20 protein-coding genes are annotated in these 24,049 nt (G+C 66.4%); 16 read left to right on the top strand and 4 right to left on the bottom strand.

Annotated elements, in window-relative coordinates; genetic code table 11:
- Window positions 1–127: 127 nt before the first annotated feature.
- Window positions 128–4,822, bottom strand: a complete 4,695-nt coding sequence (locus RIL96_RS00390) for a Rib/alpha-like domain-containing protein (protein WP_310547017.1) — start codon at window positions 4,820–4,822, stop codon at window positions 128–130.
- Window positions 4,823–5,213: 391 nt separating this feature from the next.
- Here RIL96_RS00390 and ispG point away from each other — a divergent pair, with 391 nt between their 5' ends.
- The 16 genes from ispG (at window position 5,214) to RIL96_RS00310 (ending at window position 21,437) form a co-directional block, all read left to right on the top strand.
- Window positions 5,214–6,383 (top strand): flavodoxin-dependent (E)-4-hydroxy-3-methylbut-2-enyl-diphosphate synthase, encoded by a 1,170-nt coding sequence (ispG, locus tag RIL96_RS00385; RefSeq protein WP_310547016.1) that lies wholly within the window; start codon window positions 5,214–5,216, stop codon window positions 6,381–6,383.
- Window positions 6,343–7,254: a GNAT family N-acetyltransferase gene (locus RIL96_RS00380; protein WP_310547015.1), complete on the top strand. Its 912-nt coding sequence runs from the start codon at window positions 6,343–6,345 to the stop codon at window positions 7,252–7,254. The genes ispG and RIL96_RS00380 overlap by 41 nt, the downstream gene beginning before the upstream one ends.
- Before the next feature lie 111 nt (window positions 7,255–7,365).
- Window positions 7,366–8,415, top strand: a complete 1,050-nt coding sequence (locus RIL96_RS00375) for a hypothetical protein (RefSeq protein ID WP_310547014.1) — start codon at window positions 7,366–7,368, stop codon at window positions 8,413–8,415.
- 83 nt (window positions 8,416–8,498) lie between these two features.
- On the top strand, window positions 8,499–10,316 hold the full coding sequence (locus RIL96_RS00370) for a proline--tRNA ligase (RefSeq protein ID WP_310547013.1): 1,818 nt from the start codon (window positions 8,499–8,501) through the stop codon (window positions 10,314–10,316).
- Window positions 10,317–10,328: 12 nt separating this feature from the next.
- Window positions 10,329–11,132, top strand: coding sequence for a TSUP family transporter (locus RIL96_RS00365; protein ID WP_374761812.1), 804 nt, complete (start codon window positions 10,329–10,331; stop codon window positions 11,130–11,132).
- A 108-nt stretch (window positions 11,133–11,240) separates the two neighbouring features.
- The gene (gene rimP, locus RIL96_RS00360; RefSeq protein ID WP_310547012.1) at window positions 11,241–11,786 is read left to right on the top strand and encodes a ribosome maturation factor RimP; all 546 of its coding nucleotides are present in this window, start codon (window positions 11,241–11,243) and stop codon (window positions 11,784–11,786) included.
- Between the two features lie 41 nt (window positions 11,787–11,827).
- Window positions 11,828–12,820 carry a transcription termination factor NusA gene (nusA, locus tag RIL96_RS00355; RefSeq protein WP_310547011.1) on the top strand — a complete coding sequence of 331 codons (993 nt, stop codon included), beginning with the start codon at window positions 11,828–11,830 and terminating at the stop codon, window positions 12,818–12,820.
- A gap of 75 nt (window positions 12,821–12,895) precedes the next feature.
- Window positions 12,896–13,249 carry a YlxR family protein gene (locus RIL96_RS00350; protein WP_310547010.1) on the top strand — a complete coding sequence of 118 codons (354 nt, stop codon included), beginning with the start codon at window positions 12,896–12,898 and terminating at the stop codon, window positions 13,247–13,249.
- Window positions 13,250–13,381: 132 nt separating this feature from the next.
- Entirely contained in the window at window positions 13,382–16,231 is a 2,850-nt protein-coding gene (gene infB, locus RIL96_RS00345; protein ID WP_310547009.1) for a translation initiation factor IF-2, read from the top strand.
- 236 nt (window positions 16,232–16,467) lie between these two features.
- A complete protein-coding gene (gene rbfA / locus RIL96_RS00340; protein WP_310547008.1) occupies window positions 16,468–16,902 on the top strand; it encodes a 30S ribosome-binding factor RbfA in 435 nt (144 codons plus the stop codon).
- Window positions 16,895–17,965, top strand: a complete 1,071-nt coding sequence (truB, locus tag RIL96_RS00335) for a tRNA pseudouridine(55) synthase TruB (RefSeq protein ID WP_310547007.1) — start codon at window positions 16,895–16,897, stop codon at window positions 17,963–17,965. The genes rbfA and truB overlap by 8 nt, the downstream gene beginning before the upstream one ends.
- Window positions 17,962–18,330: a hypothetical protein gene (locus RIL96_RS00330; RefSeq protein ID WP_310547006.1), complete on the top strand. Its 369-nt coding sequence runs from the start codon at window positions 17,962–17,964 to the stop codon at window positions 18,328–18,330. Before truB ends, RIL96_RS00330 begins: the two co-directional genes overlap by 4 nt.
- A complete protein-coding gene (locus tag RIL96_RS00325) occupies window positions 18,312–18,776 on the top strand; it encodes a hypothetical protein (protein WP_310547005.1) in 465 nt (154 codons plus the stop codon). Before RIL96_RS00330 ends, RIL96_RS00325 begins: the two co-directional genes overlap by 19 nt.
- A gap of 52 nt (window positions 18,777–18,828) precedes the next feature.
- Complete coding sequence (locus RIL96_RS00320; protein ID WP_310547004.1) at window positions 18,829–19,824, top strand: bifunctional riboflavin kinase/FAD synthetase; 996 nt, start codon at window positions 18,829–18,831, stop codon at window positions 19,822–19,824.
- A 69-nt stretch (window positions 19,825–19,893) separates the two neighbouring features.
- Window positions 19,894–20,706, top strand: coding sequence for a class I SAM-dependent methyltransferase (locus RIL96_RS00315; protein WP_310547003.1), 813 nt, complete (start codon window positions 19,894–19,896; stop codon window positions 20,704–20,706).
- A 95-nt stretch (window positions 20,707–20,801) separates the two neighbouring features.
- The gene (locus RIL96_RS00310) at window positions 20,802–21,437 is read left to right on the top strand and encodes a hypothetical protein (RefSeq protein ID WP_310547002.1); all 636 of its coding nucleotides are present in this window, start codon (window positions 20,802–20,804) and stop codon (window positions 21,435–21,437) included.
- Window positions 21,438–21,483: 46 nt separating this feature from the next.
- Here RIL96_RS00310 and RIL96_RS00305 read toward each other — a convergent pair whose 3' ends face one another.
- From RIL96_RS00305 to RIL96_RS00295, 3 genes are all read right to left on the bottom strand, one after another.
- On the bottom strand, window positions 21,484–22,149 hold the full coding sequence (locus RIL96_RS00305) for a GntR family transcriptional regulator (protein WP_310547001.1): 666 nt from the start codon (window positions 22,147–22,149) through the stop codon (window positions 21,484–21,486).
- Window positions 22,150–22,234: 85 nt separating this feature from the next.
- The gene (gene rraA / locus RIL96_RS00300; RefSeq protein WP_310547000.1) at window positions 22,235–22,711 is read right to left on the bottom strand and encodes a ribonuclease E activity regulator RraA; all 477 of its coding nucleotides are present in this window, start codon (window positions 22,709–22,711) and stop codon (window positions 22,235–22,237) included.
- A gap of 62 nt (window positions 22,712–22,773) precedes the next feature.
- Window positions 22,774–24,012, bottom strand: a complete 1,239-nt coding sequence (locus RIL96_RS00295; RefSeq protein ID WP_310546999.1) for an MFS transporter — start codon at window positions 24,010–24,012, stop codon at window positions 22,774–22,776.
- Window positions 24,013–24,049: the final 37 nt, after the last annotated feature.

Below are 24,049 nucleotides of genomic sequence, written 5' to 3'. Positions count from 1 at the left end.
CCGACCTCACTGTGCCGAACTCGTTGTGCCAACCTCACGGTGCCGAACTCATCGTGTGAGGACGGCCCGAAGCTTCTCCTGCTCAGCGCGGCACCTCTTGCTCCGCGCGGATGTGCCCGCTGAACCCTCAGACGTCTCCGCGGCGACGGTGCCGCACGGCCACGAGCGCGGCGCCGGCAGCCATGACGAGCAGACCGATTCCGGCGATCCAGGCAGCTGCCGCACCAGTTGAGGCCAGGCCGCCCTGGTCCTCATCAGCATCGGCGGTCGTTTCTTCAGCCGACGGCTCCTCGGCGGTCTCCTCCGCAGAGGGTGCTGCATCAGAGGCGGTGCCTTCAGAGTCGCCATCATCAGAGCCGGGACCCTCTGATACGGGAGCTTCGGCAGTGGGCTGCTCCTCGGGGCTCTCCTCCTCAGCCACCGGGTCATCCGCCGGCCCTGTGCCATCCCCGGACTCTGTGGGTTCGGCGGAGGAGTCCTCAGTAGGCTCCTCACTGGCCGGGTCGCTGGCAGGTTCGCTGGGCTCGGAGTCGGTCGGTTCTTCCGTCGGTTCCTCCGTTGGCTCCGTGGTCGGCTCGTCGGTCTCGTCCGGTTCCTCCTCGCCGATCGGGTTGACCGTCAGAGTGAAGGTGACGCTCTGGCGGCTTCCGTCTTCACCGATCACGGTCACGGTGATGGGGAAGCTGCCGGTCTGGGTCGGTGTGCCGGAGATCGTGCCGGTCTCCGGGTCGAAGGTGACACCGTCCGGCAGCCCCGTCACGACGATCTCCCGCACCGGCCCATCAGTCACGATCTGGATCGGGGTGATCGACTCGCCCTCGTTGATCGTCTGGTCGTCGATGGGCTCGACGGTCACCTCACCGGCCGGGTCGCTGGGCTCGGGATCGGTCGGTTCTTCCGTCGGTTCCTCCGTTGGCTCCGTGGTCGGCTCGTCGGTCTCGTCCGGTTCCTCCTCGCCGATCGGGTTGACCGTCAGAGTGAAGGTGACGCTCTGGCGGCTTCCGTCTTCACCGATCACGGTCACGGTGATGGGGAAGCTGCCGGTCTGGGTCGGTGTGCCGGAGATCGTGCCGGTCTCCGGATCGTAGGCGACCCCGTCGGGGAGTCCGTTGACCTCCACCGAAGCAACCGGCCCATCGGTGACGATCTGGATCGGGGTGATCGACTCGCCCTCGTTGATCGTCTGGTCTTCGATGGGTTCGACGGTCACCTCACCGGCCGGGTCGCTGGGCTCGGGATCGGTCGGTTCTTCCGTCGGCTCGGGATCAGTCGGCTCAGGGCTCGGCTCTGGAATCTCCGGAACCTCCGGGCTGCCCGTCGGGGTCACCGTGATGATGAAGGTCTCCGTGACGGTGTTCTCACCATCAGTGGCTGTCACGGTGACCTCATAGGTCCCCGGGGCGGCCGGTGTGCCGGCGATCGTCCGGGTCTCCGGGTCGAAGGTCACTCCCTCGGGAAGCCCCTCGACGGTGATCTCCGCTTCTGGGTCGTTGACATCGACCTCGATCGAGTCGATCGGGGAGCCCTCCTCGACAGTCTGGTTGCCGATCGGGCCGATGGTCAGCTCACCGTCCTCATCGCCGTCGCCCGGATCCTCCGTCGGTACCACGGTGATGTAGAAGGAGGTGTTCGCCAGCGGGTTGCCGTCCTCGTCATAGGCGGTGACGATCACCGGGAAGGTGCCCAGTTCGGTGGGCGTCCCGGAGAAGCTGCCTGTCTCGGGGTCGAAGGTCACGCCCGGGGGCAGACCCTCAGCCTCGAGGCTGGAGTAGGGGCCGTCCACGGAGACCGTCGTCTCAGTGATCGGATCGCCGAGTGTGACCACCTGGTTCTCCAGCGGCCCCATCGTCGTGTCCTCGACCGGCTCCGGATCTGTGGGCTCCGGGTCAGTCGGTTCGGGATCTGTTGGCTCGGGGTCAGTGGGTTCCGGGCTGGGTTCTGGGTCCTCGTCTTCGGTGACGGTGATGGTGAAGGTTTCGGTCACGGTGGTGCCGTCTTCGCCGGTGGCGGTGACGGTGACCTCGTAGGTGCCCGGTGTGTCGGGGATGCCGGAGATCAGGTTGTTCTCCGGGTCGAAGGTGACGCCCTCGGGGAGTCCTTCGACGGTGACAGAGTCCACCGGCCCGTCAGTCTCCACGGTCACCGGATCGATGGCGCGGCCCACAGGCACCGTCTGATCCTCGATCGGACTCAGTGCGATGTCCTCGACCGGGTCGGTGGGCTCAGGGTCCGTGGGTTCGGGATCTGTTGGCTCGGGGTCGGTGGGTTCGGGGCTGGGTTCTGGGTCCTCGTCTTCGGTGACGGTGATGGTGAAGGTTTCGGTCACGGTGGTGCCGTCTTCGCCGGTGGCGGTGACGGTGACCTCGTAGGTGCCCGGTGTGTCGGGGATGCCGGAGATCAGGTTGTTCTCCGGGTCGAAGGTCACGCCCTCGGGCAGCCCGTCGACCTCGATGGACTCCACCGGCCCGTCAGTCTCCACGGTCACCGGATCGATCGATTCACCCACGGTGATCGTCTGGTCCTCGATCGGTGTGAGCGCGATGTCCTCGTCAGGTTCTTCCTCTGTGTCCACCACAGTGACGGTGACGTCGGTCGTGTCCTGGCTGCCGTCCGGGTAGGTGATGGTGACGGGTACGGTGATGGAGTCTCCCGGCTCAGCGTCCTCCGGCGGAGTAACCGTGACAGCGCCGGTCTCCGGGTCCACCTCGGCGGTCCATCCTTCAGGGACATCCTCTGGGTCGATGCTGTACTCGCTGCCGCCGGGGACGTTCTCATCACCGGTCTGTGGGACATCGACCGGTGTGCCGGGTGTCGTCTCTGTGGGCTCGTAGCTGGGCTCGTAGAACTCAGCCTGCGGCACCTCGACCACCGTGAACTGGGCGAAGGTGACATCAGAGGTGCCATCGGGGTAGGTCACCAATACCGGGACCGTGATCGTCGTGCCCGGTTCCGCGTCCTCCGGAGCGGTCAGGGTGACTGCGCCGGTCTCCGGGTCGATGCTCGCCTCGTATCCCTCCGGCGGGGTGTAGTCCTCCTGGATCGCGAACTGCGTACCCTCCGGGATGTCCTCATCCTGGTTCTGCGGGGAGGTGACGCTGGCGGCCGGAGTGATGGGCAGAGTGGTGTACCCCGGGTTGTGCACGTCGGCCTGCGGCGCCTCCACCACGGTGATCGTGGCATCGACCGTCTCGCTGGAGCCGTCAGCGTAGGTGACGGTGACCGGAATGCTCACCTCATCACCGGGCTGGGCGTCCTCGGGAGCGGTCGCGGTGATCAGCCCGGTGTCGGGGTCGATCTCGACGGTCCACCCCTCAGGTGCGTCCTCGGGGTCGATGCTGTAGGTGGTGCCCTCGGGCATCTCGTCGTCGCCGACCTGGGGGAGTTCGACGGTCCCGCCGGGCACTGTGACCGCCGGCTCATAGCCGGGGTCCTGCTGGTCGGAGAAAGGCTCCGGTGGTTCGACCACGACGGTCGCTTCGACGGTCTCGGTGGAGCCGTCCGGGTAGGTGAGCACCACCGGCACGGTGATGATGGTTCCGGGTTCGGCGTCGTCAGGGGCGGTGACGGTGACACTTCCGGTGTCCGGTTCCACCTCGACTTCGTACCCCTCGGGTGGTTCGTAGCCCTCCTCGACGGCGAAGGTGGTGTCCTGGGGGAGTTCGGTCTCCTGGACCTGCTCCACGGTGACGGATTCGCCGGGCTGGACGGTGCCGTTCTCGTAGCCCGGATCGTAGTCATCAGCGTCAGTGGGCACAGGCTCCAAGGGTTCGCAGGTCAGCTCCTCGCCGTAGGTGCCGGTCATCCCGGCCCACATCTGGGTCTGCAGCGGGGCGCTGAGCTCGCTGTCCGGCACGTGGCCGCGCAGCTGCAGGGTCACATTCGACTCCGCCGGCATCGAGCCGGTGATCACCGCGTATTTGTAGTCATCTCCGTCGACGATCTCCAGGTTCAGCGAGGAGGCCGCCAGCTGATAACCCGGGGCGTACCAGTTCCAGGAGTAGAAGTTCTCATGGATGACGATGTTCTCCACGCGAGGGTCCAGCTGGAGCACGACTCGGACATCGTCGACGGCGTGCTCGGTGGCCAGGCGCATGCGCAGGTGCGAGTAGTGATCGCGGATGCCCTGACGGATGAGGCTCGGCGGGATCTGCAGATAAGGGTCGATGGTCAGCGTGGTGAAGCCATCGGAGACCACCTGCACTCGGCCGTTGGCGTCGACTTCCGCCGGGTCGTCGGCGTCGGTGGCTGGGCGGGTCAGTACCGATCCGTCATCGTCAAAGGCCCCGTTGAGGTAGGGGTTGGCCATCGCTGGGGTGACCTGAACGGGACGGGGGCCGGAGGAGGCGGACCACTGAGTGCCGCTCAGGGTCAGGTCGCTGGTGTTGGCGCGCGCGAGCATACGGAGGTCACACTGGCCCTCGGGTCCGGCGGTGACGTTCATGCCGCTGACCGTGGCGGCGCCGTCGGGAACCTCCGGGTAGCTCACACCGTGGTCACTGGTGCCGTAGAGCAGATCCAGCAGGTTCTGATCGCCCTCTTCCCGGATGCGCTCGTTCTCCGCGCGGACTTCGGCTTCCGGGGCATCGCTCCACTGCATCGGCACGATCAGCGACTGCAGCGGGTTGACGGCGGCGGCATTCGGCAGACCCTGCCCCTGTGCTGACTGGCTCTGCACGGCTGTGCCCAGCGACACCGGTGGTGCGGCAGGTTCGGTGACCGCCGGGCTCAAGACCGAGGCTCCTGCGGGAACTGCCGTGCCGACGACGAGCGCGGAGGCGACAGCGGTACCGGTCACGGCGCGACGGAGGTGTCCGAATGACATGGTTGAGAGTCCTCTCGGCTGATCTCGCGAATGATGTCTGCCAGCGGGGTGATACGACAACTCCCTGCCGGCCGACGGTGGCCGAGAAGCCCTGCGATCTCTGCTTCCAGGAGATGAACACACATGTGTGCGCCCCTCGCCCCTGGACACTGACTGATGACAGTCTGACAGATTTTCTCCACGTCGTATATAGAAATAAACCGGTCGTTGGTCAGCATTGTGTTGAGCAGGGGATATGTGTTGTTACTGCTTGGTAAAAGGTGTGGCCCACACTCGTACGGCGGGCGATACGATGGGGGAGACATCATCGGTTCGGCAACCGATGTGCTGTGCACAGGCTCCGCGGAGCTGTTCACACAGCGATTCCGAAGACAGAAGGCAGGTCAAGTCAGTGACATCCGTCAACCTCGGTATGCCCTCCGCGCCGCCGCCCGTCCTCGCGCCGCGCCGCGTGACCCGGCAGTTCCAGGTCGGCTCCGTGGGTGTGGGCAGCGACCACCCCATCTCGGTGCAGTCGATGACGACCACGAAGACCCATGACATCAACGCCACGCTGCAGCAGATCGCTGAGCTCACCGCCTCCGGCTGCGACATCGTCCGTGTGGCCTGTCCTACGGATAAGGACGCCGCCGCGCTGCCGATCATCGCGCAGAAGTCGCAGATTCCGGTGATCGCGGATATCCACTTCCAGCCGAAGTACGTCTTCGCGGCGATCGAGGCCGGCTGCGGGGCGGTGCGGGTCAACCCCGGCAACATCATCAAGTTCGATGACAAGGTCGGCGAGATCGCCCAGGCAGCCAAGGACCACGGGGTCTCCCTGCGCATCGGGGTGAACGCGGGTTCCTTGGACAAGCGCCTGATGGACAAGTACGGCAAGGCCACACCTGAGGCCCTGGTGGAGTCCGCCGTCTGGGAGGCCTCGCTGTTCGAAGAGCACGATTTCCATGACTTCAAGATCTCGGTGAAGCACCATGACCCGGTGGTGATGGTCCAGGCCTATCAGCAGCTGGCAGAACGTGGAGATTGGCCGCTGCACCTCGGGGTGACCGAGGCCGGCCCGGCCTTCCAGGGGACGATCAAATCGGCCACCGCCTTCGGGGCGCTGCTGTCCCAGGGCATCGGTGACACGATCCGCGTCTCCCTCTCAGCGCCGCCGGCTGAAGAGGTCAAGGTCGGCAATCAGCTGCTGGAGTCGTTGAATCTGCGCCCGCGGAAATTGGAGATCGTCTCCTGTCCTTCCTGCGGCCGCGCCCAGGTGGACGTCTACACCCTCGCCGAGGAGGTCACGGCCGGTCTCGAAGGGATGGAGGTCCCGCTGCGCGTGGCGGTCATGGGCTGCGTGGTCAACGGGCCGGGGGAGGCGCGCGACGCCGACCTCGGTGTGGCCTCCGGAAACGGCAAGGGGCAGATCTTCGTCAAGGGTGAGGTCATCAAGACCGTGCCCGAGGATCAGATCGTCGAGACGCTGATCGATGAGGCCAACCGTCTCGCTGAGGAGATGGGCCTGGAAGCAGAGGGAGATGCCGAGACTCAGGGTTCCCCGGTGGTCTCCGTCAGCTGACGGACTCACCGCACGGATTGCCGAGGCCAGCGACGGCGAGGCCCGGGTCCTCCAAGCCCAGGACACTGCCGCCCTGCAGCGGCTGATCCTCCGTGACCCGGCCTCAGCAGCCTCGGTCTCTGCGCTGCTGGCTTCCCGGGGGACTGCCGCACCGGGGCAGGCGAGGAACCCTGCGGTCTTCGTCGGCATCGACGGTGAGGACGGGGAGCTCGCCGCGGCCTGCTGGATCGGCACGAACATCAATCCTCTGGGGGCCGACGCTGAGCAGGCGGAGACCTTCGGGCTCTGCGCGGCACGGCTGCGTCGCCGGGTCTCCTCCATCTACGGCCCGGATCAGGCGGTGCTGTCTCTCTTCGAGGCCACCGGATGGCGTCATGCCCGCGATGTCCGGGAGGTCCAGCCCCTGATGGTCATGGAGGAGCCCTCAGCCGTGGTGCCGCTGGAGGGCGTGCGGCTGGCTGTCCCGGAGGATTTCGACGTCGTCGAACCAGCCTGCGCGGCCATGTTCACCGAGGAGCTGGGGTTCTCGCCCTATACCCACGGGGTGTCACAATACCGCGAGCGTATCCGTGGGCTGATCAGTGCCGGACACTCGCTGGTGCTCACCGAGCCGGGCAGCGGGGAGGTCGTGTTCAAAGCCGAGTTCGGCGCGGTCACCCCGGAGGTCGTACAGGTCCAGGGTGTCTGGGTCCGCCCGCCGGACCGCGGCCGTGGACTGGCGGCCCCCGGTATGGCCGCCGTCGTGCGCCACGGGTTGTCGCTGGCGCCGGTGGTGAGCCTGTATGTCAACAGTTATAACGAGAGCGCCCTGCGCGCCTACCGGCGGGTCGGATTCCGTCAGGTGGGGACCTTCGCCACTGTGCTGTTCTAAGCGGCCTGTGTTGTTCCGGGCGGCGGCCTCGGTTCGGCCTCATACTGACAGGAGCAGCCCGTCACACCACGTCGTGTGAGTCCGCGTCGATCCGTCCAGGAGAATCTTCCGATGTCACCTCGCCGTGCCCCCAGGTCACGTCAGCGCAGGTCAGCGTACTCTGCTCGGCCCGGATGGCTGCGTCTCGGTTCTGTGGGCGTCATCGGGGCCGTCCTTCTGAGCGGCTGTGCGGATGCCCCGGAAGACGTCGATGGGGAGCCCGACGGCGACGTCGCCATCGGAGACCCGGGGGAGGGCATCGAGCGCTCCGCCCCCGAGCCGACCGGGGATCAGTTATCCCAGCAGGAGATGTCGGAGGTGCTCCAGGAGGAGCTGGACAACCCGCAGATCAGGACCACTGATGATCTGCTGGAGTCCTTGCGCGACGTCGAGACCGAGCTGCGCCGCCTCGAAGTGGACCCCATGGAGTGCCAGGCCCAGGTACTGGCATCGGGCACTCCTGTGCCGGACGGTGCGCTGGTCGTCAGCGGCACTGAGGGCCACGCTGAGGAAGACAGCGAGGATGGTAGTGAGGAAGACGGCGAGGAAGGTAGCGAGGAAGAGGAAGCAGGCGACGGCGAGGACGCCGGTGCCGCTGAGCTTCCGGAGCGTTCGCTCACCGCGACGCTCTACTCCTACCAGCAGGTCCCTGGGGCAGAGGGTTATATGCAGGCTGAGCTCTCTGGGCTGGAGAACTGCGAGGAATACACCGTCACGCGCACCATTGACGAGGAAGAGCTCGAGACCGAGGTGGTCTCAGAACTCGTGGAGGTGGAGACCGGCGCCGATGAGGCGCTCGCGCGGACTCTCAGCGCGGAGGACCTACACGGGGAACGGCACTCTCTGGCTGTGATGGTCCGCACAGAGGCGCAGATCATCACGCTCGTCGAGCCGTTGGAGGCCGCCCTCGGCGAGGACGAGGCTGAGGACCGCGCCCAGCAGCTCCAGGATCGCGCCGCCGAGATCCTCGGATCTTTGGTCGATGAAGACCTGGAGACCTCGGAGGATGAGGAGGAGGCCGAGGGCGAGGCCGACACTGACGGTGACACTGATGGTGAGGCCGCCGACGGTGACGGTACTGAGGATGAGGAGGCTGAGGAGGAAACTGCGGAGGACGACTGAGTCTGCGCCGTCGTCGGCTTGTAGACTCATCGCCAGCAGCCAGAACCCTACCGCCAGAACTCCACCAGGAAACGAGTGCTTCCGTGCCCCTAAGACTGTCCCGTCTGTTCTTGCGCACCCTGCGTGACAACCCCGCCGACGCCGAGGTCGCCAGCCACCAGCTGCTGGTCCGCGCCGGCTACATCCGCCGTTCGGCCCCCGGCATCTATTCCTGGCTTCCGCTGGGTGTGAAGGTGCTGCGCCGGGTGGAGGAGATCGTGCGCGAGGAGATGGACGCCATCGGCGCTCAGGAGGTGCACTTCCCGGCGCTGCTGCCGAAGGAGCCCTACGAGGCGACCAACCGGTGGGAGGACTACGGGGACAACATCTTCCGTCTGCAGGACCGCAAGGCGGCCGACTACCTGCTGGCTCCCACGCACGAGGAGGTCTTCACGCTGTTAGTGAAGGACCTGTACACCTCGTATAAGGACCTGCCGCTGTCCATCTACCAGATCCAGACCAAGTACCGCGATGAGGCGCGTCCACGGGCCGGGCTGCTGCGCGGCCGCGAGTTCATCATGAAGGACTCCTACTCCTTCTCCGTGGCTGAGGAGGACCAGCGGGCGGCCTACGAGGCCCATCGCGCCGCGTATCTGCGGGTCTTCGAGCGTCTGGGCCTTCCGGTGGTGCCGGTCGACGCCGTCTCCGGGGCCATGGGAGGTTCGGCCTCCGAAGAGTTCCTCTTCCCCTGCGAGATCGGGGAGGACACCTTCGTCGAATCACCGGGCGGCTATCGCGCCAATGTGGAGGCTGTCACCACTGTTCCTCCGGAAGCCGGTGACATCGATGGTCTGCCTGCAGCCGCAGTGCACCTGACTCCGGGTACCGACACGATCGAGACGCTGGTCGCCGCTGCGCAGGCCGATCATCCACGACCGGATCGGGCCTGGACGGCTGCGGATACGCTGAAGAACGTCGTCATCGCGGTCACGACCGCTGAGGGCGAGCGGCGTGTGGTGGTCATCGGTGTGCCCGGAGACCGCGACGTCGACCTCAAGCGCGTCGAGTCCACGATCGGCGCTCAGCTCGGGCTGGCCGGTGAGGCCACGGTCGAAGCCGCCGGGGAGGAGGACCTGCGCCAGCACCCGGGCCTGGTCCGTGGCTACATCGGCCCCGGGCTGGATCTGGAGCACCCGGTGCTCGGTCAGGACGCCTCCACCGGTATCCCGTACTTCGTCGACCCCAGGGTGGTCACCGGCACCTCGTGGATCACCGGGGCCAATGAGAAGGACCATCACGTCTTCGGTCTCGTGGCCGGGCGGGACTTCACCTGGGACGGTGTCATCGAGTCGGTCGTGGTCGAAGACGGCGATCCCGCCCCTGACGGCTCCGGACCGCTGAGCACCCGCCGCGGCATCGAGCTGGGGCACATCTTCCACCTGGGCGAGCGGTACGCCGAAGCCCTGGGCCTGCGGGTGCTCGACGTCAACGGCAAGCTGACCACGGTCACGATGGGCTCCTACGGCCTCGGCGTGACCCGTGTGCTGGCCGCGGTGGCGGAGGCTCATCATGACGAGCGCGGACTCATCTGGCCCGGTTCAGTCACCCCGGCAGATGCGCACATCGTGGCCACGGGCAAGGAAGCGGAGATCTTCGAGACTGCCGAGAGCCTCGCGGCTGATCTGGAGGCTCGGGGTCTGACAGTGATGCTCGACGATCGGCCGAAGGTCTCTCCCGGGGTCAAGTTCGGTGATGCCGAGCTGGTCGGGGTGCCCACCATCCTGGTGGTCGGCCGCGGCCTGAAGGACGGCGTAGTGGAGCTGAAGGATCGTCGCAGCGGCGAGGCCGAGCAGGTGCCGGTGGACTCTGCCGTGGATGCCGTGGTGGATGCCGTGACGGAACGCATCCGCTCGCTGAGCTGAGCCGCAGCCGCCATGGAGGTTCTGCTCGCAGAGTTCGAGGGCGTCTCGTGGTCGATGATCCTGCTGCTGCTCGCCGTCGGATTCGCCGCCGGATGGGTGGATGCCGTGGTCGGCGGCGGGGGCCTGCTTCAGCTTCCGGCGCTGCTGCTGCTTCCCGGGATGAGCCCGGTCCAGGCGCTGGCGACGAATAAGCTCGGCTCGATCTTCGGCACCACCACCTCGGCGCTGACCTATATCCGCCGGGTGCATCCGAGTCTGCGGACGGCCCTGCCGACGGCTTGCGCTGCGTTCTGCGCGAGCTTCGGCGGAGCGATCGTCGCGGCGGCGCTGCCGGAACAGGTGATCATGCCGATCATCGTGCTCGCGCTGCTGGCGGTGGGGATCTTCACTGCGTCGAAGCCGGATATCGGGCGTCTGGAGCGGCTCCGTCATGCCGGTCTGGGGCATCTGAGCCGTGCGGTGCTCATCGGTGCCGCCGTCGGCTTCTATGACGGAATGCTGGGCCCGGGGACCGGCACATTCCTGATCATCGGCCTGGTGACCATCCTCGGGTACTCCTTCCTCAACGCCTCCGCACACGCCAAGATCGTCAATGCGGCGACGAACCTCGGCGCCCTGGCGTTCTTCGCCCCGGCCGGCCACGTCATGGTGCTCACCGGCCTGGTGCTGGGTGCGGCGAATATGGTCGGCGGCTATACCGGAGCGCGGATGGCGATCGCCAAAGGCTCACGGTTCGTGCGCATCGTGTTCTTAGTGGTGGTCTTCGCCCTCGTGCTCAATCTCGGCTGGGACGTGGTCACCGATTGGATCCCCTGACAGCTTGGGAAGGGTGGCTTGGGAAGGGCGGCTTGGGACGGGTGTCTTGGGAAGGCCGGCGGCTAGACTGGCGGCGGATGAGAGTCGACGTCGTGAAGAGGAGCTCCGATGGCTGTGTCCCGCCGTGCCCGTGATGAGGAGAAGGCGCAGGATTCCCGTGCTGGCCAGCTGCTGCCGGTGATTGAACCTGTGGTCCTCGAACGCGGCCTCGTGCTCGAAGAGGCCGCTGTGCGAAGCTCCGCGGCGGGTACCACGCTGAAAGTCACAGTGGACTATGAGACCGGCACCGAACAGGTCGATCTCGACACCGTCGCCGCCGTTGCTGAGGCACTCTCCGAGGCTCTCGACGAGGCTGATGCGCTCGCCGAGGTCGATCAGTACGAGCTCGAAGTCTCCACACCCGGTGCCACCCGCCCGCTGACCGAGCCGCGGCATTTCGCGCGGAACGTCGGCCGCCTGCTCGAGATCGAACGCCCCGGCCTCCCGCTGCTGGTGGCCCGGCTGCAGGAGGCCTCAGAGACGGCGATCCGTGTGGCTGAGCAGAAGCAGCCGCCGAAGAAGGGCATGCCCGTGCGCTACGCGGACCCGATCGACATCGCCCTGGAGTCCCTCGGCCGGGCGCGAGTCCAGGTAGAGTTCTCTCACACGGAGTAGTCGAGCCGGCCCGAACCGGAACGTGCATACGGGAGGAACAAGTGGATATCGACATGAGCGCGCTGCGGATGCTGGTCCGGGAGCGCGACATCCCCCTGGACAAGCTGATGCCGGCGATCGAGCACGCGCTTGTGCTCGCTTATCACAAGTCTCCGGGCGCGTTGAAGCACGCTCGGGCGGAGATCGACGAGTCTTCCGGTCACGTGACCATCTGGGCCAAGGAGTTCGACGAGGACGGCACCGTGCTCGGGGAGTTCGATGACACTCCGAAGAACTTCGGCCGTGTGGCCGCCTCCACCGCGCGGCAGGTCATCATGCAGCGGATCCGTGACGCCGAGGACGATCAGGTCCTCGGCGAGTTCAAGGGCCGCGAGGGTGAGCTGATCTCCGGGCTCATCCAGCAGGGCCGCAATCCGAATATGGTGCAGGTCGACCTCGGCTCCGTGGAGGCCGTGCTGCCGCCGCAGGAACAGGTCCCCGGTGAGGACTACGCCCACGGCTCGCGGGTGCGTGCGTATGTGGTCGACGTCCACCGCGGCATGAAGGGCCCCTCGATCACGCTGTCCCGTTCGCACCCCAGCCTGGTGAAGAAGCTCTTCGAACACGAAGTCCCGGAGATCGCCGAGGGCACGGTGGAGATCACTGCCGTCGCCCGGGAGGCGGGGCATCGCACGAAGATCTCGGTGCGCAGCCATCAGTCGGGCATCAATCCCAAGGGTGCCTGCATCGGCGCGATGGGCGCCCGTGTGCGTGCGGTGATGACGGAGCTCAACGGCGAGAAGATCGACATCATCGATCATTCCGATGACCCGGCCGAGTTCATCGGCTATGCGCTCTCCCCGGCGAAGGTGACTTCCGTGGAGGTCCTCGACGAGAACACCCGCTCGGCGCGTGTCGTGGTGCCGGACTATCAGCTCTCCCTGGCCATCGGTAAGGAAGGACAGAACGCGCGGCTCGCGGCCAAGCTGACGGGATGGCGCATCGACATCATCTCCGACGCCGCCGAGTCCGACGCGGAGGCCGTCCGCGCCTGAACATGTGATTCCTCGGGCTCTTCTGGCCACGTGCCGGGGGATTCTTCCCAGGAGAAGACATGGAGGTAGACTGTCATGGTCCCTGTGCGCACCTGTGTCGGCTGCCGCCGGCGCGTGGAGCAGGGAGACGTCGTGAGATTCGCGCTCGCGCCGGAGTCTGAACAAGGCGATGGCGGAGCTCTTCCGCGTGTGGTGCCGGATCTGGCCCGTCGGCGTATCGGCCGGGGCGCCTGGCTCCACCCGCAGGAGGAATGTCTCGAGCAAGCGGTGCGTCGGAAGGCTTTCCACAGAGCATTCCGACGTCCGGTCAGCGTGGACGGCCTGGAGATGACCGAAGTCATCAGGCAGGTCGCCGCACGGCGTCCACTGCACGTATCGGATGAAAGCGGGTTCGAAAGTGATGGACACCCGATGAGCATCGACGGATGAGTACCCAGTGATGAACCAGCTGAGTGACTCCGTCTCGGAACTCGACAATGTTGACCGGTCCGTGTAGGTGACCTTCTGACATCAGCCCCGCTGATCTCAGCGGGGTGCCACGCGGGCCAGACAAGGAGCAAAGTGGCCAAGGCCCGCGTACATGAGCTCGCAAAAGAGCTCGGAATCACCTCGAAGGATGCACTCGCCAAGCTGCAGGAGATGGGCGAGTTCGTGAAGTCCCCGTCATCGACGGTGGAGCCCCCTGTGGCGAAGAAGCTCCGTGCAGCCTTCCCCGACTCCTCTGCTGCTGGGGATGCGTCCTCCTCAGCGGAGAAGTCCGCTAAGCCCTCGCCGGGCCGCAAGCCCGGTCCCAAGCCCTCCGCCGCCCGTCCCGGCGGCGGTCCGAAGCCCGGGCCCAAGCCGGCTCCGGGCAAGCAGGACGTCGGCTCCTCCGCGACCGAGGAGAAGCCCGCTCAGAAGCCGCAGCAGCCCGCCGATGACGCTGAGCGGACCTCCACGCCTGCTCAGGCATCGCCGGCTGCCGAGGCCTCCGAGCCCTCGGCGCCGAAGTCTGATGCGCCGAAGGATGCGCCGAAGTCCGGGGCACCGAAGCCCGGTGGTCCGCGGCCTGGCCCGCGTCCCGGCAACAACCCCTTCGCCACACAGCAGGGGATGGGTCAGCAGGAGCGCGGCGGCGGTCCCCGCCCCGGCGGCTCCGGCGGCCCTCGTCCCGGTCCGCGACCGGGCAACAACCCCTTCGCCGCGCAGCAGGGTATGCGCGGTGAGCGTCAGGAGCGTGGCGGCGGTCCCCGCCCCGGCGGTGGACGTGGTCGTCCCGGAGCCGGTCAGGGTGCTCCCGCACCGCGTCCCGGTGGTGGAAACCGTCCTAAGCCTTCGATGATGCCTGGCCAGGCTCCGGCGCCGGCCAATGCTGGCGGCGGCCGCGGGCGCCCGGGCGGCCGTCCCGGCGGTGGACCGGGTGGAGCAGGTGCCCCGGCCGGAGCCGGCGGGCCGAGCGGCGGACCTCCTCGGGGTCGCGGTGGTCGCGGCCGCGGCGGCACTGCAGGTGCCTTCGGCCGTGGTGGCTCCCGATCCAAGGCGCGGAAGTCGAAGCGTGCAAAGCGCCAGGAGATGGAGCAGCGGCAGACTCGCGAGATCGGCGGCGTCCGCGTTCCCAAGGGCGACGGCACCACGGTGCTGCGTCTGCGTCGCGGTGCCGCGCTGGCGGACTTCGCGGAGAAGATCGGCGCTGAGCCCGCAGCCCTGGTCACCGTGCTGATGAAGCTCGGTGAGATGGCCACGGCGAACCAGTCGCTGGACGAGGAGACCTTCCAGCTGCTGGGCGAGGAGCTCGGCTATCAGGTCCAGGTCGTCTCACCGGAGGATGAGGACCGTGAGATCCTCGAGTCCTTCGACATCGACCTTGAGGCTGAGGCCGAGAACGAGGACGCCGAGGCCATGCGGCCCCGCCCCGCGGTGGTCACCGTCATGGGTCACGTCGATCACGGTAAGACCCGGCTGCTCGACGCGGTGCGTAACTCCAACGTCACCGAGGGCGAGGCCGGCGGCATCACCCAGCACATCGGCGCCTACCAGGTCTACGTCGATCACGAGGGAGAAGAGCGCGGCCTGACCTTCATCGACACCCCCGGTCACGAGGCGTTCACCGCCATGCGTGCCCGTGGTGCGAAGGTCACCGACATCGCCGTGCTCGTCGTCGCTGCTGACGACGGCGTGATGCCGCAGACCGTCGAGGCGCTGAACCACGCCAAGGCCGCCGGTGTGCCGATCGTCGTGGCCGTCAACAAGATCGATAAGGAGGGCGCATCCCCGGATAAGATCCGTGGTCAGCTCACCGAGTACGATCTGGTGCCCGAGGAATACGGCGGCGAGACCATGTTCGTCGACGTCTCGGCCCGGCAGCACCAGAACATCGAGCAGCTGCTCGAGGCGGTCCTGCTCACCGCAGACGCCGCCCTGGAGTTGGAGGCAAACCCGGAGAAGGAAGCCCGCGGTGTGGCCATCGAAGCCCACCTGGACAAGGGACGCGGTGCCGTGGCAACAGTGCTGGTGCAGTCCGGTACTCTGCGGGTCGGTGACAACATGGTCGCCGGCAACGGCTTCGGTCGCGTGCGTGCGATGTTCGATGAGAACGGACAAGCGGTGGAGGAGGCCGAGCCCTCACGTCCGGTGCAGGTGCTGGGGCTCTCCACGGTCCCGCGCGCCGGTGACTCCTTCCTCGTCACCACCGAGGACCGCACGGCGCGTCAGATCGCGGAGAAGCGTGAGGCCGCCGAGCGTAACGCCAACCTGGCCAAGCGTCGCAAGCGGATCAGCCTGGAGAACTTCGACCAGGCTGTCGCCGAGGGCAAGATCGACACGCTGAACCTGATCCTCAAGGGCGATGTCTCCGGTGCGGTGGAAGCGCTGGAGGACTCGCTGCTGAAGATCGACGTCGGCGAGGAGGTCCAGCTGCGCGTGATCCACCGCGGCGTCGGCGCCATCACGCAGAACGACGTGAACCTGGCGACGGTCGACGACGCGATCATCATCGGCTTCAATGTCCGTCCGGCCGAGCGGGTCCAAGAGCTCGCCGATGCCGAGGGCGTGGACATGCGCTTCTACTCGGTCATCTATGCCGCCATCGATGACATCGAGAACGCGCTGAAGGGCATGCTGAAGCCGGAGTACGAGGAGGTCTCGCTCGGCTCCGCCGAGATCCGCGAGGTCTTCCGGTCCTCCAAGTTCGGCAACATCGCCGGTTCGATCGTGCGCTCCGGGGTCATCCGGCGCAACGCGAAGGCCCGCCTGGTGCGCGACGGCGCCGTCGTCGCCGACAGCCTGGCCATCGAGTCGCTGCGCCGCTACAAGGACGACGCCACTGAGGTCCGCGATGGCTTCGAATGTGGTATCGGCCTGGGGTCGTTCAACGACATCCAGGAGGGCGACGTCATCGAGACCTGGGAGATGCGCGAGATCCCGCGCGTCTGAGACGACGGCGGTCTGCCCAGTGATGACCTGATGCTGAGACCCCGGGGACCGGGCCGCAGAGAGACACTCACCGAAATCGTGTGAGAGTTCCTGCGGGCCGGTCCCCGGGGTTGTCAGTGCCCGCAGTACGGTGGTCACGTGCCGAGACGATCACCTGTCTCCACGATGAGCACGTGTATAGATGACGTGTATAGAGCACGTGTATAGAGGACTAAGGACGAGAGGGAGGATAAGCGATGGCAGATCCCGCACGCGCGGCCCGGCTGGCCAAGCGCATCCAGGTGATCGTGGCAGAGGCCCTGCGCAGCAGGGTCAAAGACGATCGCGCCGAGCTGATCACGGTCACCGATGCGCGGGTCACCAATGACTTGCAGCATGCCACGGTGTACTACACCGTGATGGGTGATCAGAACGCCCGTGCTGAGGCTGAGGCGCTGATCGAGCGCAGCCGTGGGGTGCTGCGTCATGAGGTGGGCCGCCAGCTCACCATCCGGCTGACCCCCACCTTGGACTTCGTCGCCGATGAGATCCCGGAAAACGCAGCCCACCTGGAGGACCTTCTGCGTCGGGCCCGGGAACAGGATGCGGAGGTCGCAGCCCTGCGGGAAAATGCGGCGCCGGCGGCTGAGGGGGATCCGTACCGTTCCCACGGCGAGCCGGACGATGGCTAAGCGCCAGCGCCCCGAAGAGATCGCCGTCGGTTCCGGGCTGGTCCTGGTCGACAAGCCGGCTGGGTGGACCAGCCACGATGTGGTCGGACGTATCCGCCGGCTGGCTGGCACCCGCAAAGTAGGCCACGCCGGGACTCTGGACCCGATGGCCACCGGCGTGCTCGTGGTCGGGATCAACCGTGCGACCCGTCTGCTCACCTATATCGTCGGCACCTCGAAGACCTATACGGCGACGATCCGTCTGGGGCTGTCCACCAGCACTGATGATGCGGAGGGCGAGGTGATCGAGACTCGTTTCGCCCATGCAGTGGACGCTGCTGCGATCCGGCATGCCGCTCAACGGCTCACCGGCGAGATCATGCAGGTCCCGGCGACGGTCTCAGCGATCAAAGTGGAGGGTCGGCGTGCCTATGAGCGTGCCCGTAGCGGCGAGGACGTCACCCTTCAGGCCCGTCCGGTCACCGTAGAGCGTTTCGATATCGGTGAGATCCGGCGCCTTGAGGGCGGCCGGGTGATCGACGTCGACGTCGAGGTCGAGGTCTCCTCCGGCACCTATGTGCGTGCCCTGGCTCGGGATATGGGTGAGCTGCTGGAGGTCGGCGGGCACCTGACCGCGCTGCGCCGCACCGCGGTGGGTTCCTACCGGATCGAGAACGCGCTGAGCCTGGACCAGCTGGCCGATGACTTCGGTTACATCGGTCTGGCTGAGGCGGCCGCCCTGATCTTCCCCCGGCGGGAGCTCAGTGCCGAGGAGGCGGAGAACCTCGGCCACGGACGGCGGATCACCGCTTCCCCTGCCGTCATGACGGCAGGGGAGCAGGATGCTGAGTCGGATGTGCTCGCTGAGGCGGATGTGTCCGCTGAGCCGGATGCTCCTCCCGAGCCGGAGCAGCTGACCGCGGCCTATGCTCCCGACGGCGAACTCGTCGCCCTGCTGAAGAACGTACCGGCGAAGCGGGAGGCCTCGGCCTCCGGTGACGCCGCTGCGGCTGCCCGGCAGCAGCGCATCCGTTGGCAGGCAAAGCCGGAGCTGGTCTTCCGTACGTCGGAGGAGGGCTCATGACCCTGATGTTCCTCGTCGGCGCCGTCGTCTGCGCGGGGTCGACGGTGATCTGCTGGGTGATGACCGCTCTGCGCAACCACCCGGCAGATTCCTCGATCATCTCCTTGGCGGCCGTGGAGCTCTACCTGCTCTTCTACGGGGTCTATGCTGCTGTTCGGCAGATGGGGTTCGCGGCCTCGATCGCCGGTGAGGGGTGGGAGTTCTGGGGCTATGTGCTCACGGCCCTGCTGCTGCCGGTCGGGGTGTTCGTCTGGGCGATGGTGGACCGGACCCGGTGGTCGAACCTGGTGATGGGCTTCGTCGGGCCGGTGGTGTTCGTCATGGTGTACCGCATGGAGGAGATCTGGTGGGGGAGCGTGCTGTGAAGGACCAGCAGCTGAGGCGCAGCGCCGCGGAGTCGCCGGTGCCGCGCAACCGCGGTGTCGGGATGCTGATCATTACCGCGTACGGGATCTTCGCCGTCTCTGCCACGGCACGTGCCCTATATCAGATGGTGTTCCATTTCGAGGAAGCCCCGGTGGCCTATCTGCTCTCGGCCTTCGCCGCGCTGGTCTACGTCTTCGCCACCCTTGCCTTGTCGCGGACCTCTGTGGCGGGGTGGCGGGCGGCCACAGCGGCCGTGCTGGTGGAGCTGCTCGGAGTGCTGGCGGTGGGGGCATGGACGGCGGCACAGCCTGATCTCTTCGCTGATGACACTGTGTGGTCGAATTTCGGCTCCGGCTACGGCTATGTGCCGCTGGTGCTGCCCTTCATCGGTGTGTTCTGGCTCTGGCGGCATCGCCCGGGCGGACCGCGCCCGGATCGCCGCTGAGCGGGGTAGAGGCGCTGGTACAGTCGGTCTGTATTCGTCTGCAAGGAGTGACGTGCACTATTGGAACGGCCTGGATGAGGTGCCGTCGGACCCGGGTCCGACGGCGGTCACCATCGGCAACTTCGACGGTGTCCACCGTGGCCACCAGGAGGTCCTTCAGCAGCTGGTGACTGCGGCCTCGGCACGTTCGGCGACCTCCGTCGCGCTGTCCTTCGATCCGCATCCGCTGCAGGTCCACCGGCCTCAGGACTGCCCGGAGATGCTCACCGGCGTGACCGAGAAGATCCGTCGGCTGGCTGCCGCCGGTGTGGACGCGATGCTGATGATCCCGTACTCGCTGGAGCTGGCGCGGCTTAGCGCTGAAGAGTTCGTCCGGACGTACCTGGTCGAGGCGCTGCAGGTATCGGTGGTAGTGGTCGGTCATGACGTCCGCTTCGGTCATGAGAACAGCGGATCATTCACCACGATGGTCGAGCTGGGGGAGAAGTACGGCTTCGAGGTGCTGGGAGTCGACGACTTCGGCCAGGACCGTCGGTGTTCCTCGACCTGGGTCCGTGAGGCGCTGGGCATGGGTGATGTCGCCGCTGCCCGTGAGGTGCTGGGGCGTCCGCACGCCGTCATCGGCACCGTGGTCCACGGTGAGGCGCGAGGGCGCGAGCTGGGTTTCCCCACGGCGAATCTCGCGTCTGATTCCGAAGGTATGGTGCCCGCCGACGGCGTCTACGCCGGCTGGCTCATCGATGCGCAGTTCAGGCGGTGGCCCGCGGCGATCTCCATCGGCTCGAATCCCACCTTCGAAGGGCTGACCCAGCGGGTGGTCGAGGCGCATGTGATGGACCGGCCCAAGGAGCGGATCGAGGATTTCGACCTCTACGGCCAGGTGGTGCGGGTGGAGTTCGTGGAGCGGCTGCGCGGCATGGTCGCCTTCGAGGGAATCCCGCTGCTGATCCGGCAGATGGAGATCGACGTGCTGCAGGCTCGTCAAGCGCTGGCCGCCGAGGACATCACGGCCCTGGACTCTCAGAACCGCCGAGCCGTGGAGGGCTGAGCAGTGTGCGCGGCACACGCTCCAGCTCAGCGTCCGAACCGTCCCCGGCCGCGGTCTGAGACCCAGGACATGATCGTTGATGACAGGCGACGCCGTCAGCTCGGTGAGGCCTTCTCTGAGGCCTCGGACATTGCTCAGGCCCGTGACTATGACGCGGTGCGTCCGCGGTATCCGCAGCAGGTGGTCCGCACGCTGCTCGAGCCTCTGACTCCGCAGGCCGCCGGTTCATCGCGGGTCGTCGAGCTCGGCGCCGGTACCGGAATCCTCACTCGTAGCCTGCTGGCCCACGGTGCCGAGGTCCGGGCGGTGGAGCCCAGCGCTCCCATGGTTGAGGTGATGGCCGAGCGCAGCGCCGAGGCCCTTAACGACGGCAGGCTGCGGATCAGCCGGACCAGCGCGGAGTCCACTGAGATCTCCAGTGGATGGGCGGACCTCGTGGTGGCGGCTCAGTCCTGGCATTGGTTCGATCCCGAGGCCGTGCAGCCCGAGCTGGTCAGGATCCTGCGTGCCGGGGGCTTCGCCGCGGTGATCGCCAATCATCTCGACACCTCTGTGCCGTGGGTGCACCGGCTCACACGCATCATGCGTGCCGGTGATGTCCGGCGTCCCGGGTGGCGTCCTGACTTCGGCCGGAGTTTCGGCGAGGTCACTACGCAGGAGCATTCGTGGGAGCGGAGAGTCACTCCTGAGGAGATTCACCGCCTGAGCAGGACGCTGAGCTCCTGGCTCACCGCCGATGAGCAGGAACGTGCGCGCCGTCGTGCGAACCTCGAGTGGTATCTCAGTGACCACCTTGGCCGGGCCTCGGGGGAGAACGTGGTTCTGCCGTACACCACGATGGTCTATGCTGCGCGGCTGCGGCAGAGGGGTGCAGGGTCATGAGTGTACGTGCTGCGGTGCGAAGGCATCGCGGAGAACTCGGGGAGGCCATTGCTGTCTTCCGAGATCGCCCGCCCCTCGGAGTCATACTCCTGGCGGTGACCGTATGGCTGCTGTGCTGTGGCATCTCGCTCATCAACCCGCCCGATACTGCCGTGCAGACGGTCTCACTCTTTGCGGTCTATGCCGTGTTCGTCTTCGGGTTCCTGGGGATGATGTCCGGAGAAGTCCTCATCGTGTGTGCACGCGGTCTCATCATCGGTTCGACGGCGCTGGGGCTGCGTCCCTATGTGGTGCGTTTCGAGCAGATGACCCCGGGAGGTGTGGTGCCGCTGCGCCGAGCACGTCGTCTGCCCCGTCAATTGGGCTTTCAGGGAGTGCGGTCCACCTTCCGTACGAATCCTTGGATAGACAGGGCCGTCTATCTGACCGGGCCCTCGGCTGCCCAAGCGCGGAGGCATCGGGCCCTCATCGCCCCCGTGATCGACGGGGGTGCGTGGACGGCGGATGACAAGCACATGTGGCTCATCGGAGTGAACCGTGCTCCCGAAGAGGCTGTGGCGGCGATCGCCTCTGCAGCCCGAGCCTCGGGACACACGGCGCTGGCCCGTGCCGCAGAGGAGGCCGCGCAGCAACCGGTTCGCACCCTGACAGGCCGGCCTCGCGACGCTGCTGAGCAGATCCCGGGGCTCCACCCCGGCATCGCTGAGGCGCTGCGACGCCGGGATTCATGAGGCGTGAGCATTGCGGAGCATGTGACCACGCTGTTGAGCAGCTTCTTCAGTGGGATGACGCGAGGACATCGATGGCGCGGCGCCCTAGGCTGCGCCTCACGTGGGTGAGCATCCAGCTCTCTGCGGCATCCGGCTCTCCACCGATGACGGCCTCGGCAATCTCCTCATGTTCGCGGTGGACTCGATTCCGGTCGGCGTCGTCGTCGCGGCGCGCCGCGATACCCACCTGACGATAGCGGTCAGCCTTGTCCCATAGGCCTTCCAGAGTGTGGATCAGGAGTGGGTTATGGGACGCTCGGTACACGGCGCGATGGAACTCGCGATGCGAGACCAGGGCGTCGAGGTCTTTCTCGTCCTGCAGGGGACGCATATTCCTCAGTGCCTGTTGGATGGAGACGACGTCGTCCTGCGTGCGTCGCACCGCGGCCAACTTCGAGGCCATCGGGTCGAGCTTCTCCCGCAGCTCGAAGAGGTGAGTCGCCTCCTGCGCTGACAGGGAAGTCACGCGCGCGTTCTTGTGCGTATCGATGACAACGAGACCTTCTGCCTCGAGCCGTCTAAGAGCCTCGCGCATCGGAGTCATGCTGATTCCGAACTCCTCTGCCAGTTGTGTCAGCGGCAGAGGCTGTCCCGCGTGCAGTTCTCCAGTCATGACGCGACGCCGCACCTGCTCATAGGCGTAGCCGGTCTTGGTCCAGCTCGGTGGGGTCACGAGTGATGGTCCTCTCTGCCGGCGCTGCGGCATGTCAATGCTTCCTTCCGTGCACCATACACCGCGGGTTCCCTCGGCGGGATCGTCAGGCAGGAAGCACGACGACCCCGTCTTCGTCGGCGACAAGCTGTCTGCCCGGAGTGAATACAGCGCCGCCGAAGCTGAGTGTCTCGCCGACGTGGCCGACTCCGTCTTTCCGGCTTCGCCGGGGGTTGCTCCCGAGTGCGCGAATTCCGATTGGAAGGTTGGCCAACGCGGTGACATCGCGGACTGCTCCGTTGACGACCACTCCCGCCCAGTCGTTGTCAGCGGCAAGGCGTGCCATATTGTCACCCAGCATGGCGACACGCAGTGAGGCTCCGGAGTCGACGACGATGACGCGGCCTTCCCCCGGTTCGCGGATGAGGTCTTTGAGAAGGAGATTGTCCTCGAAGGATCGCAGGGTCACGATCTTCCCAGTAAATCGGGTGTGAGTGCCGTAGCTGCGAAGTTGCGTGGCACATGTCTCGAGTTGATCTCCGTAGGTGTCGAACAGGTCGGAGGTCCCAGTGAAGATATTCATGGTCTTCCTTTCGTCATGGCGTCATGGTTGGGGGTGATTGAGGTGTGCAGAAGGTGAGGTGTTCATGGTCTGGGTTCCCGTGGATCCGTAATGTCGGTCGGGCCCGTGCTTCCCCGTGAGCTCTCTTCGAGGCCGGAGAGCATGAGCAGGAGCGTGCCCAACCAGATTGCTCCGGAAGCGCCTACTGGGCCTGCCACGGCTCCTGCAGTCAGCGGTATAAGGACCTGACCTAACCGGTTGCCGACCAGACGTAGCGCCAGTGCAGGAGAGCGCCATTCCTCGGGCACGGTACGTGTGATCATCGCCATTGTCAGTGGTTGCCCCAGACCGAGGAAGAACCCTCCGACGAGCATCAGCATCGCTGCTGTCCAGAGTTTGGCGACGGTCAGCGGAAGGATCGCGAAACAGACTGCTGAGACGAGCAGGCAGCAGGTTAGCAGGGTCGAACGGTGATACCGCGCGGCTAGGATGCCGAGAAGGAGCCTGGAGACGAGAGATCCGACTCCCCGGACAGCCAGCAGGACACCGACCGCAGTGGGGGACAGCCCGGCTTCGTGACCGATCAACGGAACGAAGGCCACGAGGATGTCGGTCAATGCCAGAAGCCCTGCTGAGGAGATGATGTAGGAACCTACTCTGGGACGGCGGAGGAGGTGCCGTGCGGTGATACTGTCCTCGGATCCTGTACCGTGTGCCGTCCTTTTCGTTGCAGATGTTTGTGAACTGCGGAGCGCGAGCAGTCCCAGCACGGCTACGCCGGGTGCGACGGCTACTGCACCGGCCCAGATCGCTGGATCGATTCCTGTCCCTGCATCGGAGTGGGGGCCCATGTCGATGATCACACCGGCGAGGAGCGGCCCCAGCATCTGACCGGCGGAGACACCGGCCGTGAACCACCCGAAGTTCGAATCGACGGTGTCTTCGGCAGATGCTCTACTGACAGCGCTCTGTCCCGCGATCGTGAACACTAGCTGACCGAAGCCCAAGAGGGCCGTTCCCCCGATGAGTCCGGACACTGCGGGGGACAGGGCGACTGCAGCGGCGCCGAGCGCCATGACGAGAAGTCCTGCAGCCATCAGCCCGGTCAGAACAGGCAGCCGCTGGATCAGGCGTCCGACGGACATGGCGCAGATCAACGGGATGACCGCATACGTCCCAGCGACGACCCCGACGAGTGTCGCGTCGCCTCCCATGGCGTCGACCTTGTACGTCGTCGCCGGACGCACCATATTGACCGTGAGTTGGGTGAGCAGCGCGCTGAAGGTCAGCACAGCGATCCACCATCGTCGTCCAGCGCCCATCACCCTCCTCCCGTCTGGTCTGCACTGCCAGAACTCT

Origin of the sequence: Nesterenkonia aerolata, assembly GCF_031470965.1 — a bacterium.
GTDB classification, from domain to species: Bacteria; Actinomycetota; Actinomycetes; order Actinomycetales; family Micrococcaceae; genus Nesterenkonia; species Nesterenkonia aerolata.
The sequence above is the reverse complement of the archived record's forward strand: the minus strand, read 5'-3'. Positions and strand labels throughout refer to the sequence as shown.